Annotated in this window: 11 protein-coding genes; all 11 read left to right on the top strand. The window is 49.6% G+C overall.

The window, feature by feature from the left end; genetic code table 11:
* Positions 1-162 precede the first annotated feature (162 nt).
* The 11 genes from IEV19_RS13405 to IEV19_RS13355 all read left to right on the top strand — a co-directional run bounded on the left by IEV19_RS13405 (position 163) and on the right by IEV19_RS13355 (position 16,503).
* Positions 163-1,497: a M28 family metallopeptidase gene (locus IEV19_RS13405; RefSeq protein ID WP_188371238.1), complete on the top strand. Its 1,335-nt coding sequence runs from the start codon at positions 163-165 to the stop codon at positions 1,495-1,497.
* A 5-nt stretch (positions 1,498-1,502) separates the two neighbouring features.
* On the top strand, positions 1,503-2,834 hold the full coding sequence (locus IEV19_RS13400) for a DUF2268 domain-containing putative Zn-dependent protease (RefSeq protein ID WP_188371237.1): 1,332 nt from the start codon (positions 1,503-1,505) through the stop codon (positions 2,832-2,834).
* A 10-nt stretch (positions 2,835-2,844) separates the two neighbouring features.
* The gene (locus IEV19_RS13395) at positions 2,845-4,473 is read left to right on the top strand and encodes a M1 family metallopeptidase (RefSeq protein WP_188371236.1); all 1,629 of its coding nucleotides are present in this window, start codon (positions 2,845-2,847) and stop codon (positions 4,471-4,473) included.
* Positions 4,474-4,576: 103 nt separating this feature from the next.
* On the top strand, positions 4,577-5,950 hold the full coding sequence (locus IEV19_RS13390) for an amidohydrolase family protein (protein WP_188371235.1): 1,374 nt from the start codon (positions 4,577-4,579) through the stop codon (positions 5,948-5,950).
* 21 nt (positions 5,951-5,971) lie between these two features.
* Positions 5,972-7,228, top strand: a complete 1,257-nt coding sequence (locus IEV19_RS13385; RefSeq protein WP_188371337.1) for a metal-dependent hydrolase family protein — start codon at positions 5,972-5,974, stop codon at positions 7,226-7,228.
* 96 nt (positions 7,229-7,324) lie between these two features.
* A complete protein-coding gene (locus IEV19_RS13380) occupies positions 7,325-7,840 on the top strand; it encodes a hypothetical protein (protein ID WP_188371234.1) in 516 nt (171 codons plus the stop codon).
* A 338-nt stretch (positions 7,841-8,178) separates the two neighbouring features.
* On the top strand, positions 8,179-11,403 hold the full coding sequence (locus IEV19_RS13375; protein ID WP_188371233.1) for a VPS10 domain-containing protein: 3,225 nt from the start codon (positions 8,179-8,181) through the stop codon (positions 11,401-11,403).
* Positions 11,404-11,450: 47 nt separating this feature from the next.
* Complete coding sequence (locus tag IEV19_RS13370) at positions 11,451-13,394, top strand: S9 family peptidase (RefSeq protein ID WP_188371232.1); 1,944 nt, start codon at positions 11,451-11,453, stop codon at positions 13,392-13,394.
* Positions 13,391-14,065 (top strand): DUF2490 domain-containing protein, encoded by a 675-nt coding sequence (locus IEV19_RS13365; protein ID WP_188371231.1) that lies wholly within the window; start codon positions 13,391-13,393, stop codon positions 14,063-14,065. Before IEV19_RS13370 ends, IEV19_RS13365 begins: the two co-directional genes overlap by 4 nt.
* 74 nt (positions 14,066-14,139) lie before the next feature.
* Positions 14,140-14,727, top strand: coding sequence for a superoxide dismutase family protein (locus IEV19_RS13360; RefSeq protein ID WP_188371230.1), 588 nt, complete (start codon positions 14,140-14,142; stop codon positions 14,725-14,727).
* Positions 14,728-15,273: 546 nt separating this feature from the next.
* Positions 15,274-16,503, top strand: a complete 1,230-nt coding sequence (locus IEV19_RS13355) for an LETM1-related biofilm-associated protein (protein ID WP_188371229.1) — start codon at positions 15,274-15,276, stop codon at positions 16,501-16,503.
* Positions 16,504-16,525 lie beyond the last annotated feature (22 nt).

The following is a 16,525-nucleotide window of genomic DNA, read 5'->3' as shown; positions in this document are numbered from 1 at the left end:
TACGAAGTTCTTCCCTTTCAGCTGAGAGAGGTCAGTTTTTTTTACCAGTGATCCCTCGGATATAAAAAGTAGGTGTTACCTTTGGTATTACGCGTTTTTTACTCGGTCCCGGGTCCGCTTTGATTTATGTATCCCCCGGTTTGAACAAAACAGAAAAAAATTATGAGAAATTATCTGCTTCCTTTTTTGCTGGTGATTGCCACCACCTCCTTTGCCCAATCTTCAAAGGATATCTACAATATTATAGACGAGGTTTCCGCAGACCGCATCAAATCTGATGTGACTTCCCTGGTTGGGTTTGGAACCCGCCACACCCTGAGCGACACCACCTCTGCCACAAGGGGAATTGGTGCGGCCAGGCGGTGGATAAAAAGTGAATTTGAAAAGATCTCCAATGCCTGCGATAACTGCCTGGAAGTGTTTTACCAGAAGGGCTTTGTCCCAAAGGGGGATAACCAGCGTATCGTCAAGGATGTGATGGTCGTAAACGTAGTAGCTGTACAAAAAGGCACCAAATACCCTAACCGTTATATCATTATGAGTGGGGATATAGATTCCAGGGTGAGTGATCCTACCAATTATACAGATGATTCGCCCGGTGCCAACGACAATGCGAGTGGGATGGCCGGTACCATAGAAGCCGCCCGGGTCCTGTCTAAATACAAATTTGAGAACAGCGTAATATATGTGGGACTTTCCGGAGAAGAGCAGGGACTTTACGGCGGCAAGTTTCTCGCCGAATATGCTAAAGAAAAAGGCTGGGACATTATAGGCATCCTCAATAACGACATGATCGGGAACATAAGAGGGGTAGACGGAGTGGTCAGCAACCGCGATTTCAGGATCTTCTCAGAACCCGTCCCTCCAACGGAAACTGACAGGCAGCGCGCAGCGAGGAGGTTTTACGGAGGGGAGGTAGATGGAATCTCACGCCAACTGGCCCGATATGTTCATAAGACGACAAAAACCTATATGCCCGAGATGAATCCGATGATGATCTATCGCCTCGACAGGTTCGGAAGAGGAGGGCATCATCGTCCCTTTAACGACCAGGGATTCGCGGGTATAAGGATCATGGAAGCCCATGAGAACTACACCCAGCAGCACCAGGATATCCGGGTAGAGGACGGGATCGCTTATGGTGATGTGCTGGAACACGTCAATTTTGAATACGCCGCCAAGCTCACCGCCGTGAATGCCATCAACCTGGCCTCCTTAGCCTGGGCCCCGCCTGCACCTGCCGAAGTACAGATAGGTGGCATAGTTGAACCTTCAGCCATCTTGAAGTGGAGCAGGTCTGAGGGCGCTGCGGGTTACAAGGTCTACTGGAGGGACACAACCTCCCCCACCTGGGATAATTACCGCCATGTGGGCGATGTCAATGAAGTTACCCTGGAAGGAATTGTCATCGACAACTTCTTTTTTGGAGTAGCTGCTGTAAGCGAAGCAGGATTTGAAAGTCCGGTCGTCTTCCCCAACGGTATTTTCAGGAACTGAAACCCATGAAAGCTTTAAACTTACGGGGCTGGCTGGGATGTATCCTGGCAACCTCGATACTCTTTCTGAGCTGTCGGCAGGGTGAGCCTGTTGAGAAGAAAAGATCCCAGGCGAAAAAACTCCCGGATCTCAATATCGTTTTTGAGGACTACGAGCATCTAGAGAACAGGGGTAAATACGACCTCCTCGCCAGAAAGATCTATGAAGCCAATTCAGACCTTCAATCCTCAGAACTCTATGTAGAAGCGGCCTCCCTTTACCTGCAGGCAGACAATAAGGACTCTGCTGTCTACCTGTTGCACAGGGCCATCGACATGGGGATGGCCAACCCGGGGATCCTCGGGAAATTGCCAGGCCTTGAGGGTATGGAGACTGAGGAGTTCAGCCGACTTGAATCGAGGTTGGATTCCCTGGGGAAGGTCCTCAGTAATATCGACAACTTCTCCGTAGAGACCAGGGCCATGGATACATTCTGGCCCTATTTTGAAAAGGCCCTGGCCGAAAAAGACAGTGCCCGAAATTATTTAAAAGCATTTATCCTCGAGGGTCCGCCGGAGATCAGGGATTATTACGCAATACGGTATTACAATACCGAGAACATGTATGGTCAAATGATCAATGGGGCCCCGGAATATTATACCTACCTGAGAAACAGAATGAACCCGGACAGTCTTGCAGCTCTTCGGGGTAAGACTACCGCCGCTCTTAAGAACTTTAAAACCCTGTATCCCAAAGCAGTATTTCCTAAAGTGTATATTGTACCAGGGCTGCTAAACTCCGGGGGTACAGCCTCGGAAATGGGCCTCTTTGTGGGTGGGGATATGTATGGCAGGTCCCCTTCTATGCCGGAGCACGAACTCAATGAATGGCAAAATGAAACGATCTCCGACCTGAAAGCACTACCGCAGTTGATCCTGCACGAACTCATGCATTATCAACAAAGCTATTCGGACTCCCTTCACGGAACTACGGTGATGTACAAAGTGATAGGCGAAGGGGTGTGCGATTTCCTTAGGGAGTTGGCATCCGGTACACCTGTTGAGTCTGAGCAGCTCGATTACCTCAAAATTCCGGAGAATTTCAGGATGGTGACCCTGCAATTAAAACAGGATCTCCTTTCAGAGGATCTCTCCCTTTGGCTATACAACGGAGGTTCCATTGAAGACAGGCCCGCTGATCTGGGGTACGCCATGGGCTACCTGATCACCAAGTCCTACTATGAAAATGCGGTAGACAAAAAAACAGCCTTGTTCAACCTGCTGAACACGGACGATATGAGGTCCATACTTCGGGGAAGTGACTACCATTATCTCCTGGATAAAGATCCAGAGTTTTAAACGAAGCCTCATGAAAAAGTTAGTAGTATTCTTTTTATTATTCTTTTCAATGTCCCTGGCCTCAGGACAGGAGCAGAACTTTACCGAACAGGACAGTTTGCGCGGCAGTATCACCCCGGAAAGGGCATGGTGGGACCTGGTATTTTACGATCTGCAGGTTTCCGTGGACCCGGGACAGAAATACATCGAAGGGAAAAACAACATCCGGTACAAGGTCCTGGACGAGAAGCAGGTGATGCAAATAGACCTCCAGGAACCTATGAGGATCGGAACAGTGATGCAAAATGGGGAGCCTCTGGAATTTACATCCAACGGGAACGCCCATTTTATTTCCCTTCGGGACAAACAAAAGATCGGAGAGATAGGTGAGCTCGAGATCACCTTCTCCGGCAATCCCAGAGAGGCTGTGAGGGCACCATGGGACGGGGGTTTTTCCTGGAGTACGGATGAGAATGGCCTGCCATTTATCGCCACCTCCTGCCAGGGTCTCGGTGCCAGTGTCTGGTGGCCCAACAAGGACCACATGTACGACGAGGTAGACAGTATGGCCATCAGGCTGACCGTGCCCAAAGGGTTGGTGGGGGTTGCCAACGGCCGACTAAAAAACACGGTAGAACACGAGGATAACACTACCTACGAGTGGTATGTCACCAATCCCATCAACAACTACGGGGTCAATGTCAACATCGCTGATTATGTGCGCTTTAAGGACACCTACCAGGGTGAAAATGGAACCCTGGATCTTTCGTATTACGTATTGCGCGATCACCTGGAAGATGCCAAAAAACAGTTTGCGCAGGTGCCCATGATGCTCGAGGCTTTTGAACACTGGTTCGGGCCCTATCCTTTCTACGAGGATAGCTTTAAACTCGTCGAGGTGCCCTATCTGGGGATGGAGCACCAAAGCTCCGTTACCTATGGCAACAAGTACCAGAATGGGTATTTGGGAATGGACCTTTCCGGTACCGGCTGGGGCCTGAAATTCGATTTTATCATCATTCACGAATCCGGGCATGAGTGGTTCGCAAATAACATCACCTACAAGGACGCAGCCGATATGTGGGTACACGAGGGTTTTACTGCCTATTCTGAGAACCTCTACCTCGATTATCACTTCGGAGAACAGGCCTCGGCCGAGTACGTGGTTGGGACGCGCCGGAATATCCGCAACGACCGGCCTGTCATCGGCCCTTATGGCGTTAACCAGGAAGGCTCAAGCGATATGTACTACAAGGGGGCCAATATGCTGCACACCCTGCGGCAATTACTGGAGGACGACCAAAAGTGGCGCAGTGTACTCAGGGGATTGAACGAAGAATTCTATCACCAGACAGTCACATCCCGCCAGGTGGAAGATTACATAAGCCAGAAGACGCGTATAGACCTTACCGAATTTTTTGAGCAATACCTTCGGACCACCATGATCCCCGTCCTGGAATACAGTCTGTCTCAAGGAGAGATCACTTACCGCTATACAAGCGTGGTTCCCAGTTTTGATATGCCCGTGAGGATATTCGTAAACGATCAACCCCACTGGCTCTTCCCGAAGAAGGACTGGAAAACTGAAAAGATCGAAGGGGTTGAGCACATGAGGGTAGACCCAAATATTTACATTCTTCCTATGGAAGTGAAAAGTTGATCACATGGGATTTTAGGAGATTCTGAGAGGGCTGTCGGGAATTCTTACTACCTTTCTGTGCTTACCCTGTTATCAGGGAATAAAGCGATCTAAAAGAAACCTCATGAAAAGTACTTTCTTCCTCTTGCTCACCTTGCTGAGCCTGGGGTGCCGGCAAGCAGAACCCCCATCCGAAAAAGACATCCTCATTGCAGATGTGACCATCCTTGACCCCTCTGATGGCAGTTTGCTCGAACATCAGTACGTGGAGGTAGACTCCGGGGTGATCACCAGGATCACTGCGGAAGCCCCTGAGGGTATTTTATACAAGACCGAAATTGACGGATCGAGCAAGTACCTCATGCCCGGCCTGGCAGAAATGCACGCGCATATCCCGTCTCCCCCCGCCAGCAGGGAGCATGTAGAAGAGACCCTCCTGCTCTACCTGTCGAATGGGATCACCACAATAAGGGGCATGCTCGGGCACCCTTCCCACCTGGAACTGAGACAGCAGGTAGAACAAGGTGAAGTGCTAGGGCCCAGGATCTTTACATCAAGCCCTTCCCTGAATGGCAATTCGGTAAAGACCCCGGAAGAAGCCAGGACCAAAGTCACCCAATATCAAAAGGAGGGCTACGACTTTCTGAAGATCCATCCGGGTATCAAGCGAGAAGTTTTTGACGAGCTGGTCGCCACCGCCAGGGAAGTCGGGATACCTTTTGCAGGACACGTTCCCGTCGATGTAGGCATCTATCACGCCCTTAACAGCGGTTACGCCTCCATCGACCATGTGGATGGCTATCTGGAGGGACTGGTTCCGGAAGATGCAGGTGTAAATCCGGCTTCCAACGGCTTTTTTGGCTATAACTTTACCGGTCTTGCTGATACCACCCGGATCCCAGCCCTGGTTGACCTTACAAGCGAGAACAAGGTCTGGATAGTCCCTACGCAAAGCCTGTTTGAACGTTGGTTCGCTCCTGTCTCTTCAGATGTTCTGTTAAAGGATCCAGAAATGCAATACATGCCTGTGACCACCCTTACCAACTGGAAGATCAGGAAGGATCAGTCGACCGCACAGGAAACCGGTTTCTCTAAAGAGGGATGGGAACGCTTTAACACCATCCGGCAACAATTGATCAAAGCTCTGAGTGAGGGAGGCCACGGGATGTTGCTGGGCTCAGATGCACCCCAGCTCTTCAATGTACCCGGGTTTTCTATTCATCACGAGATCCGGGGGATGGAAGAGGCCGGAATGAACAGGCTGGAGATCTTGCAAAGCGGGACGGTGAACCCGGCTCAATTCTTTGGGAAGGAAGATACCTTCGGCATGGTAGCGGAAGGTCTGGAGGCCGATCTACTCCTCCTCTCGGTAAACCCTATGGACAACCTGGACGCGCTTAAAAAACCGGAAGGGGTTATGGTCAGAGGTGTGTGGCTGGACAGGAAGACCCTGGATAAAAAGCTCAATGTGATCGCTAACAGTGTAAAAAATCGGTAGATGAACAAGTCATTTAGAAAAATGCCACGGAAAACTATCGCGATGGGTGTTCTCCTCCTGAATTCGATAGCCATCTTCGGACAGGTATTGTTAAAACCGGATAGAGTCTTCGATGGGGTGGAAGTTCACACGGGTTGGGTAGTAGAGATCGAGGGAGACCGGATCAGCTTTGCCGGTCCTGAGAAACAGTGGAAAGCCAAAAGCGGAACCCAGGAGATCGTTCTTGAAGGGTATACCCTCTTGCCCGGACTGATCGAAGGGCATTCACATCTCTTGCTGCATCCCTATAACGAGACTTCCTGGAACGACCAGGTCCTCAAGGAATCACACGCTGAGCGGGCCATCAGGGGAAGTGTACATGCCGAGAGGTCATTGATGGCGGGGATCACGACCATGCGCGACCTGGGTTCGGAAGGTGCAGGATACGCTGATGTGGCCTTAAAAAAAACAATAGATCAGGGAATGATCCCCGGGCCCCGTCTCCTGGTGGCAGGGCCTGCCATTGTAGCCACAGGCGCTTATGGTCCCAAAGGCTTTCATGAAGGGGTAAACGTGCCCCTGGGAGCTGAACCCGTCAGCGGGAAGGATGAGGCTATCCGGGCAGTCAGAAGGCAATTAGGGAATGGGGCCGATTTTATCAAGGTGTATGCCGACTACCGCTGGACACCCGGGGCTCCTTCCATGCCGACCTTCCTGCCTGAAGAACTTAAAGCAATGGTAGACGCAGCCACCTCGGCCGGTTCATATGTGGTAGCCCACGCCAGCACCCCTGAAGGAATTCGCAGGGCCGTCCTGGCAGGTGTGGAGACCATTGAACACGGGGATGGGGGAACCCGGGAGGTCTTCGACCTGATGAAGGAAAAAAACGTCGCCCTCTGCCCTACCCTGGCGGCCGGGCATGCCATAGAGCGCTACAGGGGCTGGGATCCCCAAAACGATCCGGATACTGAGCGGATCAAGAACAAAAAAAGATCTTTCAGAACCGCTCTCGAATCAGGGGTGACCATCGCTTTTGGGGGTGATGTCGGTGTATATCCCCACGGGGAGAACTACAGGGAACTGGAGTTGATGGTGGAATACGGGATGCCTGCAAAGGACGCGTTGAGATGCGCCACCAGGACCAATGCCATGGTCTTTCACCTGGAAAATCTCGGAGAGATAAAGGAAGGTTTCACTGCAGATCTCATTGCGGTGAAAGGTGATCCTACCCTGGATATCCGCCTGATGAGGGAGGTCTACTTCGTCATGAAAGACGGGGCAGTGATCCGGAAACCATAAATGTTTCCAGGCATAGGATGGGGCTGATAAAATTCTTGTGAATCCCTCCCAAAAATTCGCTACATTTACAGGTGTAACCAATTAATAACCAGCAAAATGAAACATCTGTTAAAACTCGCCCTCCTATTTGCCCTGCTGCTCAGCTGCCAGGCAGAAAACCAGGAGGAGAAAGCTGCCAAAGAAGCTTTTGAAGTCAACTCCAAAACCGTAATGGCTAACCTGGACGGCTGGCAGAACGAAAATCTGGACTATTCCATGTATTCCCCTGATTTTGTGATGTTAGACACGGGATTTGGGGTTGAAAAGGATACCATGAGTCTGGAAGAAATGAAAATGTATGATAAGCAGATGTGGGAGGCCTTCGATTTCAAACTGCTGACCGATCCGCCAGTGCTGTTACCCGGCGTGAACGCAGACACCAAGAAGATGGACGGTTCTGTCCGTTTTTACTCCCAATGGGAAGTAACCCTCCCTGCTACAGATAGCACAGATGCCAGGTCCGGGGTGATCAATTTGTACGAATCCTACGATTTCAATCCCGAAGGTAAGATCATTTACCAGCAGGTATACGGCGATTTCACCGGCCTGATGGGCCATTTAATGATGAATTAAAGTTCCGTTCTGTATAAAACCGATGCCTTCACCCTGCGTGGAGGCATTTTTATTTGTATGAATTCCTGAGTCTACTTTCGGCTCGGTAATGGTGAACAGATAAGCGGTTAATCTTATTATAAAAGGTACTTTTTGAGGGAAGATCCGGGAAAATCACCACAAATTATATGAAACCAGCGTGCATATAGAAGAGCTATATCAGTCGCGGGTTTTCCAAGATAAAACGTCTCATTGATCCTAATACTTTTAAAAGGAGATGGGATACTCCCCTTAACAACTCTTTAAGAATTTCTCGGACCCTTTTTGGTATATTTAGCCTTCAACTATAGCAATTCCTGATGAAAAGAACTTTACTCTCCCTGATGCTTTTCGCATCCTTTACCCTGTTTGCACAAGAATTTAAAATGGACATGGTCCAGGACCTCAAACCCAGGAACATAGGTCCGGGTGGTATGAGTGGCCGCGTCACGGCCATCGATGTAGTGCAGAGCGATCCCGATATCATCTTGGCCGGGACAGCTTCGGGCGGCTTGTGGAAGTCGACTTCCGGCGGAATCAAATGGGAGCCCGTATTTGATAAAGAGGTCACCGCCTCCATAGGGGCAGTGGCCATACTACAGAGCAATCCTTCCGTGATATGGGTAGGGACCGGAGAAGGAAACCCGCGCAACAGCCTGAACGGGGGTTACGGCGTTTACCGCTCCCTTGACAGGGGAAAGAACTGGACCCTGATGGGACTCGAGAAGACACGGCATATCCACCGTATCATCATCGACCCCACCGATCCGAACACAGTCTATGTGGGTGCCATAGGTTCTCCCTGGGGTGAACACCCGGAACGGGGCGTATTCAAGACCACCGATGGCGGCAAGACCTGGAACAAGATCCTCTTTGTCAATAACAGAACCGGGGTGGCCGATATGGTCATGGACCCCACCAACCCGAATAAGATCTTTGCAGCCATGTGGGAACACAAGAGAGACCCCTGGTTCTTTAAATCGGGTGGTCCGGGCAGCGGGCTGTACATGACCCACGACGGAGGGGAGAACTGGAAAAAAATCACCGAAGAGGACGGCATGCCGAAAGGAGAACTCGGGCGGATAGGGATCGCAGTGGCCCGCAGCCGGCCCAATGTGGTCTACGCCCTGGTAGAGGCCAAGAAGAATGCCCTGTACAAGTCGGAAGACGGGGGCTTTAAATGGAAAAAGATAAACGACAAGAACGATATCGGAAACAGGCCATTTTACTATTCCGAAATCTATGTAGACCCTCAGAATGAGAACAGGGTTTATTCCGTTTTCACCTATGTCAACGTTTCAGAAGACGGAGGCAAGAATTTCTCCCAGCTCATGCCTGCCTACGGGGTGAACAATGGAGTACACCCCGACCACCACGCCTGGTGGATTCACCCGGAGGACGGGAATTTTATGATAGACGGGAATGACGGGGGATTGAATATCACAAGAGATCGGGGGGAAAGCTGGCGCTTTATCGGAAACCTCCCGGTAGGCCAATTCTACCATATCAGCACGGATAACGAATATCCATACAACGTTTACGGGGGAATGCAGGATAACGGTTCCTGGAGAGGCCCTGCCTACGTCTGGAAAGCCCAGGGGATCCGCAATAGCTACTGGCAGGAGATCGCTTTCGGGGATGGATTCGACGTGGTACCCGACCTGGACGATTCCCGCTTTGGATATGCCATGAGTCAGCAGGGTTTTGTAAGCCGGTACGACCATATTACAGGTAACAATTACTCGGTACGGCCTACCCCTCCGGATAAGGAAACAGAATTGCGGTTCAACTGGAATGCCGGGATCGGGCAGGACCCTTTTGATAACAGCACGGTGTATTTCGGAAGCCAGTTTGTTCATAAGAGCACTGACAAGGGCCTCACCTGGGAGGTGATCTCCCCCGACCTCACTACCAATGATCCTGAAAAACTCAAACAGAGTGAAAGTGGCGGACTCACCATGGATGCCACAGGGGCTGAGAACCACTGTACCATCCTGGTCATAGAACCTTCTCCCTTGGAAAAGGACATGTTATGGGTTGGGACTGATGACGGCAGGGTGCACCTCACCCAGAACGGTGGGGCGAACTGGACAGAAGTGACCCAGAACCTCAAAGGGCTGCCCAAAGGCAGCTGGGTCGCACAGATCCGTGCCTCTGCCAGAAATAAAGGGGAAGCACTGCTGATTGCCAATGATTACCGCAGGTTCAACTACACCCCATACGCCTACCGCACAAGAGATTACGGTAAGACCTGGGAGAGGATCGTCGATGGAAACGATGTAAAGAGCTATACCCTTTCAATCGTTGAAGATCCTCAGAACCCTAAGCTGATGTTCCTGGGCACCGATGACGGTCTCTACGTTTCATTTGACGGGGCAGGGAAATGGCAAAAATGGACAGAAGGCTTTCCAACGGTTTCCACCAAAGACCTGGTGATCCATCCCCGTGAAAGGGACCTTGTCATAGGAACTTTCGGTCGTGCAGCCTGGGTGCTGGATGATATCCGCCCGCTGAGCAAAGTAGCTTCTGACCCAACTGTCCTCTCCAAGCCTATTGCGGTTTTCGATCCTCCGATTGCCTATCAGGCGGCCTATCAGCAACCTACCGGAAGCAGGTTTGGTGCTGACGCTATCTTTAACGGAGAGAACAGAGAAGGAGGTGCCATGATCACCTACTTCCTCAAAGAGGGCAAGGAGGCAACCAAAGCCACAGAAAAAGAACAGAAGGAAGAAACCGAAGAAAAGGATGAAGAATCCGAAGGAGAGGAGGCAGAGGCGAAAAAGAAATCTAAAGATTCTGTGATCGTTGAGATCTTCCGGGGTGAGGACCTGATACGGACCCTGAAATACAAAACTCCCGAGAAGGCAGGATTCCACAGGATTTACTGGAACATGGATGAAAAGGGTCCAGACCGGCCTTCACGAACCCTTCGCAAACGAAACAGGGAATCCGGAGGTGTGGATGTAAAGCCCGGAAAGTACCGCGTTGTGGTCTCCCTGGGCGAGGCCAGTGATGAAACGGTGATCACCGTAGCTTCAGATCCTCGCCTTGATGTTTCCTCTGCGAGTATCGACCAGGTATACGATGCCGCAAAAAAACTGGAAAACATGACCCAGACGGCAGCCGATGCGGTAAAACAACTGTCCGAGAGCAAGAAGGTAGCAGAGAAATACCAAAAGGACCTAGGGGAGCTGGACAAGGAAAAATTCAAAGATGCTATTGATGCCTCCAAGGACATCGCCAAAAAGATCAATGGGATTATCGATATCTACCTGGGGAAAGAAGACAAGAGGCAGGGGATAACCCGTAATCCTGAAATGACCGTAATGCGCAGGATAGGGATGGCAAGTCAGTATGTATCTTCCAGGAAGACAGGGATCACTGAGACGGAAACCAGGCTTATGGAATTTGCCCAATCAGAACTGAAATCGGCCCTGGAAAAGACCAATACCTTCTTCGAGGAGGACTGGAAGACCTACCGGGAGAAGATTGAACCCCTGAATGTGAGCCTGTTTAAAGATACCTCCAGTTTTTCACTTGAATGACAGGAATCAACCTCTACTATTTGATAAACGAAATAAAATCTAAACCCATGAAAAAAGCACTGATTCTGATCCTGCTTGTCTTCCTTTGGAATTGCAAGGAAAAGCCCGCAGAGAATGAGGTTGCCAAAAACCTCAAGTCCTATACCATCGAACAAATGATGGATAACGAGAATGTGGGGGGAGGTAGTTTCTCTCCTGATCTCAGCACCTTGCTAGTGACGAGCAACCGATCCGGGATCTACAATATGTATACGGTACCGGTAAGTGGGGGTGAATTGATGCCCGTGACCGAATCTGACAGTTCTTCGGTTTTTGCGATCTCCTATTTTCCTGATGATGAGCGTATGCTCTTCCGAATGGATAACAACGGAGATGAGATCTACCACATCTTCCTCAGGGAAGAGGACGGCAGCCATCGTGACCTCACTCCTTATGAGGGAGCCCGCTCCCTTTTTTACGGATGGACTGATGATGAGAAAGGCTTTTTCTTTGGATCGAACAAAAGGGATAATCGTTACATAGATCTGTACAAGGTTGACCTGGAAACATTTACCCCTGAACTGGTGTATCAGAATGACCAGGGATATGACATTGGTGCGATCTCAAGGGATGAGAAATACATCACCCTCAGCAAGGCCCTGAACACCAATGACAGCGACCTGTACCTGCACGACCTTGAATCCGGAAGCCAGGTCAAGATCAATGAAAGCCAGAGCTCTAACTCCCCTCAGGATTTTACCCCGGACAGCAGTTCCCTCCTTTACACCACAGACGAAGGTTCTGAGTTTTCCTATGTGATGCGATACAACATCCCGGACGGAACAAGAGACAAAGTGATGGAGCGCGACTGGGATATCAATGGCACTTACTTTACGAGAACCGGCAAGTACCGGGTGACCTACATAAACGAGGATGCCAAGAACAGTATTGAAGTGGAGGAAGTGGCCACGGGAGAGCCCATGACCCTGCCTGCCATAGGCGATATGGACATTACCAGTGTGTCTTTTTCGGACGATGACACCCTGATGAGGTTCTACGCCGGCGGCTCCAACAGCCCATCAGACCTGTATGTGTACGACATCGCATCAGGGGAACAAACTAAGCTGACAGATGTCCTGAATAAAGAGATCCAGCCACAGGACCTGGTGAAGGCCGAGGTGATTCGCTATCCTTCTTTTGACGGTTTGGAGATCCCGGCCATCTATTACAAACCACACCAGGCCTCACCCGAAAATAAAGTCCCCGCCCTTGTCTGGGTGCATGGAGGACCCGGAGGGCAAAGCAGGCAGAATTTCAGCTCCCTTATCCAATACCTGGTCAACCACGGTTATGCGGTCCTGGCCGTAAACAACAGGGGGAGCAGCGGTTATGGTAAGACATTTTATCAGATGGACGACCTCAACCACGGAGACAAGGACCTCAGGGACTGTGTGGAAGGGAAGAACTGGCTCGCCGCCCAGCCCGAGATCGATCCCGGGAAGATCGGGATCATAGGGGGTTCCTATGGCGGCTATATGACCATGGCTGCCCTTACCTATACTCCGGAAGAGTTTGCTGTGGGAGTGAATCTCTTCGGCGTGACGAACTGGATACGCACCCTGAGGAGCATCCCGCCCTGGTGGGAGTCGTTTAAAGATGCCCTCTACAAGGAATTAGGTGATCCCAACAGTGCGGATTCGGTACGCCTGAGAGCGATCTCGCCCTTATTCCATACAGACAAGGTTACAAAACCCCTCATTGTACTTCAGGGATCAAAAGACCCCAGGGTATTACAGGTAGAATCCGACGAGATCGTAGCCGGGGTGAGGAAGAATGGAGTGCCTGTAGAGTATGTCCTATTTGAGGATGAGGGTCACGGATTCGTGAAAAAGGAAAATCAGATCGCTGCCTACAGCAAGATCCTTGAGTTCCTCGACGTCTACCTGAAACAGGATAAGGGACAGCCTATTCAGGACGGGGAGACCATGGAAATGCAAACCGAGACGGAATGAAAAGACTGATACTGGCCTTAACCCTCTTGTGTTCCGGCCTTTCTTTAGCTCAGGAAACGGGGGAAGACACCTGGGGTGCCTGGTACATGTATTTTGGCATGAACCAGGTCTCGGATAAGCTGAGTATACATTCGGAAGCACAGTTTCGTTATTACGAAACCCAGGGTAATTTCAACCAGATGCTGCTCAGGACGGGGTTGAACTACCACATTAATTCGGATGCCATCGCCACCCTCGGGTATGCCTACATTCTCACAGACAACACCTTTGAGGAATTCAGCGGGGACAGGGATTCCCGGGAGAACAGGATCTTCCAGCAATTCATCCTCAAGAACAAGGTGGGAGAATTTCTTTTTGAGCACCGGTACCGAATGGAACAGCGGTTTATCAACTTCGGAGATTTCACCGACACACAGCACAGAGCGAGGTACCGACTGCAGGTTACCCTGCCTTTGACAGATACTTTTTTTGTCAATGCCTATGACGAGATTTTTATCAATCTCCAGGACGACGCTTTTGGCCAGAATCGACTCTATTTTGCTTTCGGAGTACATATCACAGAGAACAGCAGCCTGCAGGTGGGGTATCTTAAAAACCACTTCAGTGGGATCGATTTCGACCGGCTTCAGGTGGCCCTGTTCTTTAATCCCGACCTAAGGAAAAAGAAATAAACGGGTAAAGGGAAATAAGTTGACTTCGCCTTAAATTTTTGTAACTTTAAAAGATAACCCAAAACGCATAAAGCATGAAAATTTTGAGAATGTCATCACTGAGCTTGTTCCTTATCCTGGGATTGGGCTGTAAGGAAGCCAAGAAAGAAGCCGGTGAAGCTATGGAAGAAATGGAAGAAGCTGTGGAAGTGGTCAAGGAAGAAGTTATGGTTGAGACCATCGCCTTTAAAATGGAACCTAAAAGTGACAGTAATGTAGCAGGGGAAGTAGAATTCACAGAAAAAGACGGTAAAGTGATCATGAAGGCGAGTTTTTCCGGACTTACTCCGGGGGAACACGCTATTCACATTCACGAGAAGGCCGACTGTTCTTCGGCAGACGGGACCTCCACCGGAGGCCATTGGAATCCAACCTCGGAACCCCACGGGAAATGGGGAGCCAGTGAGGGGTACCACAGGGGTGATATCGGGAATTTCACAGCCGATTCTGAAGGCAATGCCACAGTTGAATTCACTACAGACCTGTGGTGCCTGAGCTGCGAAGATGAAACAAAGAATATTACAGGTAAAGCGGTGATCGTTCACCAGGGAGTGGATGATTTTGTTTCCCAGCCCAGCGGAGCTGCCGGAGCCCGGGTCAGCTGTACGGGGATCATCAAATAACTCCAAGCACAATTAGTAAACAGCCGTCTTCGGACGGCTTTTTTTATGACTCGGAAATAAGAGCATAAAAACTAGTTACATATCCCCGATTAGTCGGGTTTACGTGTATGGCTTTAAAATTCGAAGGGCTTTTTCCGATGGTTATTTGCGCAGAAGGTTCTGAAGAGATCGGTTTGCCAACCAGATTTTAACGAAGACGAGGAGCATTGCTATGGACCAGCAGATAAAGAAGAAATATTCCATAACGTAGGTGATTTGGGTCGGTTACACAATTGTTTACTATGCGTTCAAGAGTAATACTTGGGACATTCTAACATGAACTTCAACGATAAAACTATACATTTCGTCTATAATATCCTAATTATACGCAGGGAATTCGAGCAAAGTCATGGCATTATTCGATGAAATGCAAAGTAAAGTCCTGTCGCGTACTTTTGGTTGAACCCCAGTAGAAATGGACCTTTATCCCTTTAGGTCCGAGATTCCAACTCCTTAATTTTTTAGAAAAGTCAATTTTTGATGTACTTTGGGCCCAAATTCGAACTCATGAATCCCTCTGGACCCGGTTGGATCAATAAATTCGGCGAGGTGGTACGGAACAAGTCGGGAATGTACCCCGACTTCTCTACCCTGTACGCCAACTTGAAAGAATACGGGTTTGTATATGGGATGAATGTAGAGATCCCAGCCTTTATTACGATCGAACACCCGCCTTCAGAGGATGAACGAGCCAAGATCAATCTGCTGGTTGCCCTCTATTTTACTTTTTCTATCGAAAGGCGGGAGGGTGATTTTGAAGAGTTCCTCGAGACCATATTCGCCTTCTACAGGGCTTTAAACATCGGCCGGAGTTCCTTTTTGAACAAATTGCTCACTGGAAAAAAAACTTCCGACAAGTTGGAGACGCTGATCGATTCAAGGGTGTATCTGGATGACAATGTGATCACCAGGACCTTTACCAGCGTCATTACCAATTCCCTGCTCTTTATAGATGTACTTACCTTTCGCTACTACCTGAGAGGGGAGAAAGACCTGGTAGCCCAGGCCCAGAAGCTGGAGTACCTGACCATCAATATTACCTACCATGCGCTGAATGCCAAGGAGAAGAACAAGTCGGATGAAAAACTATCCCAGTTGTTCGCCGCTTCCCTCACCTTTATCGATGCAGAGGAACAAAAGTTCGACGGCTCGTATCGGCAGATCCTGATGGAGAATTGCTCCCCCTGGGAAAACCAGTATTTCCTCGATGTGGCCAGTCTCACGGTATGGGAGGACTATTCCCTGGATTACAAAGAATCCCAGTATATCTATGGAATCGGAAAGGACATGGGCTTTGAGGAAAAACAGATCGCCAGTTCCCTGGAAGAGATCACGATCTTTTTTAAAAAGAACATAGACAAGATCACCTTTCTGAAAGATACCAACCTGGCTGTGCAGTTTTATGACAGCATGGCAAGGGTCGTGAACAAACTCATCCTGAGAAACAGTAAACGCCTCCAAAAAGAGCTGGCCGAAAGCAAGGAACTCGTCTTCCTCATCTCAAAAGGAACCGTAAAAGAACTGAGTGCATCCGAGAAGAAAAAAGTACAGGACCAGTTGATGGATATTTTTAAAAGCGTCCCTTCCCTGGCCATCTTTATGCTGCCTGGAGGAGCTGTCCTGCTGCCGATCTTTATCAAACTGATCCCAACATTACTCCCGTCTTCCTTTGACGAGAACAGGGTGGTAAAAAAGGAAGAAAATCCCCAAAATAAGGACTATAAGAAAAATCTATAGTGACTATTAAATATTTCTTTTT

The sequence above is a fragment of the Muriicola marianensis genome, assembly GCF_014638095.1.
Classification (GTDB): domain Bacteria; phylum Bacteroidota; class Bacteroidia; order Flavobacteriales; family Flavobacteriaceae; genus Muriicola; species Muriicola marianensis.
This window is presented reverse-complemented; position numbering and strand designations above follow the sequence as displayed.

Excerpts from the sequence above, each read along its gene's own strand:
- IEV19_RS13405 (WP_188371238.1), top strand. The coding sequence starts at position 163 with ATGAGAAATTATCTGCTTCCTTTTTTGCTGGTGATTGCCACCACCTCC.
- IEV19_RS13400 (WP_188371237.1), top strand. The coding sequence starts at position 1,503 with ATGAAAGCTTTAAACTTACGGGGCTGGCTGGGATGTATCCTGGCAACC.
- IEV19_RS13395 (WP_188371236.1), top strand. The coding sequence starts at position 2,845 with ATGAAAAAGTTAGTAGTATTCTTTTTATTATTCTTTTCAATGTCCCTG.
- IEV19_RS13390 (WP_188371235.1), top strand. The coding sequence starts at position 4,577 with ATGAAAAGTACTTTCTTCCTCTTGCTCACCTTGCTGAGCCTGGGGTGC.
- IEV19_RS13385 (WP_188371337.1), top strand. The coding sequence starts at position 5,972 with ATGCCACGGAAAACTATCGCGATGGGTGTTCTCCTCCTGAATTCGATA.
- IEV19_RS13380 (WP_188371234.1), top strand. The coding sequence starts at position 7,325 with ATGAAACATCTGTTAAAACTCGCCCTCCTATTTGCCCTGCTGCTCAGC.
- IEV19_RS13375 (WP_188371233.1), top strand. The coding sequence starts at position 8,179 with ATGAAAAGAACTTTACTCTCCCTGATGCTTTTCGCATCCTTTACCCTG.
- IEV19_RS13370 (WP_188371232.1), top strand. The coding sequence starts at position 11,451 with ATGAAAAAAGCACTGATTCTGATCCTGCTTGTCTTCCTTTGGAATTGC.
- IEV19_RS13365 (WP_188371231.1), top strand. The coding sequence starts at position 13,391 with ATGAAAAGACTGATACTGGCCTTAACCCTCTTGTGTTCCGGCCTTTCT.
- IEV19_RS13360 (WP_188371230.1), top strand. The coding sequence starts at position 14,140 with ATGAAAATTTTGAGAATGTCATCACTGAGCTTGTTCCTTATCCTGGGA.
- IEV19_RS13355 (WP_188371229.1), top strand. The coding sequence starts at position 15,274 with ATGAATCCCTCTGGACCCGGTTGGATCAATAAATTCGGCGAGGTGGTA.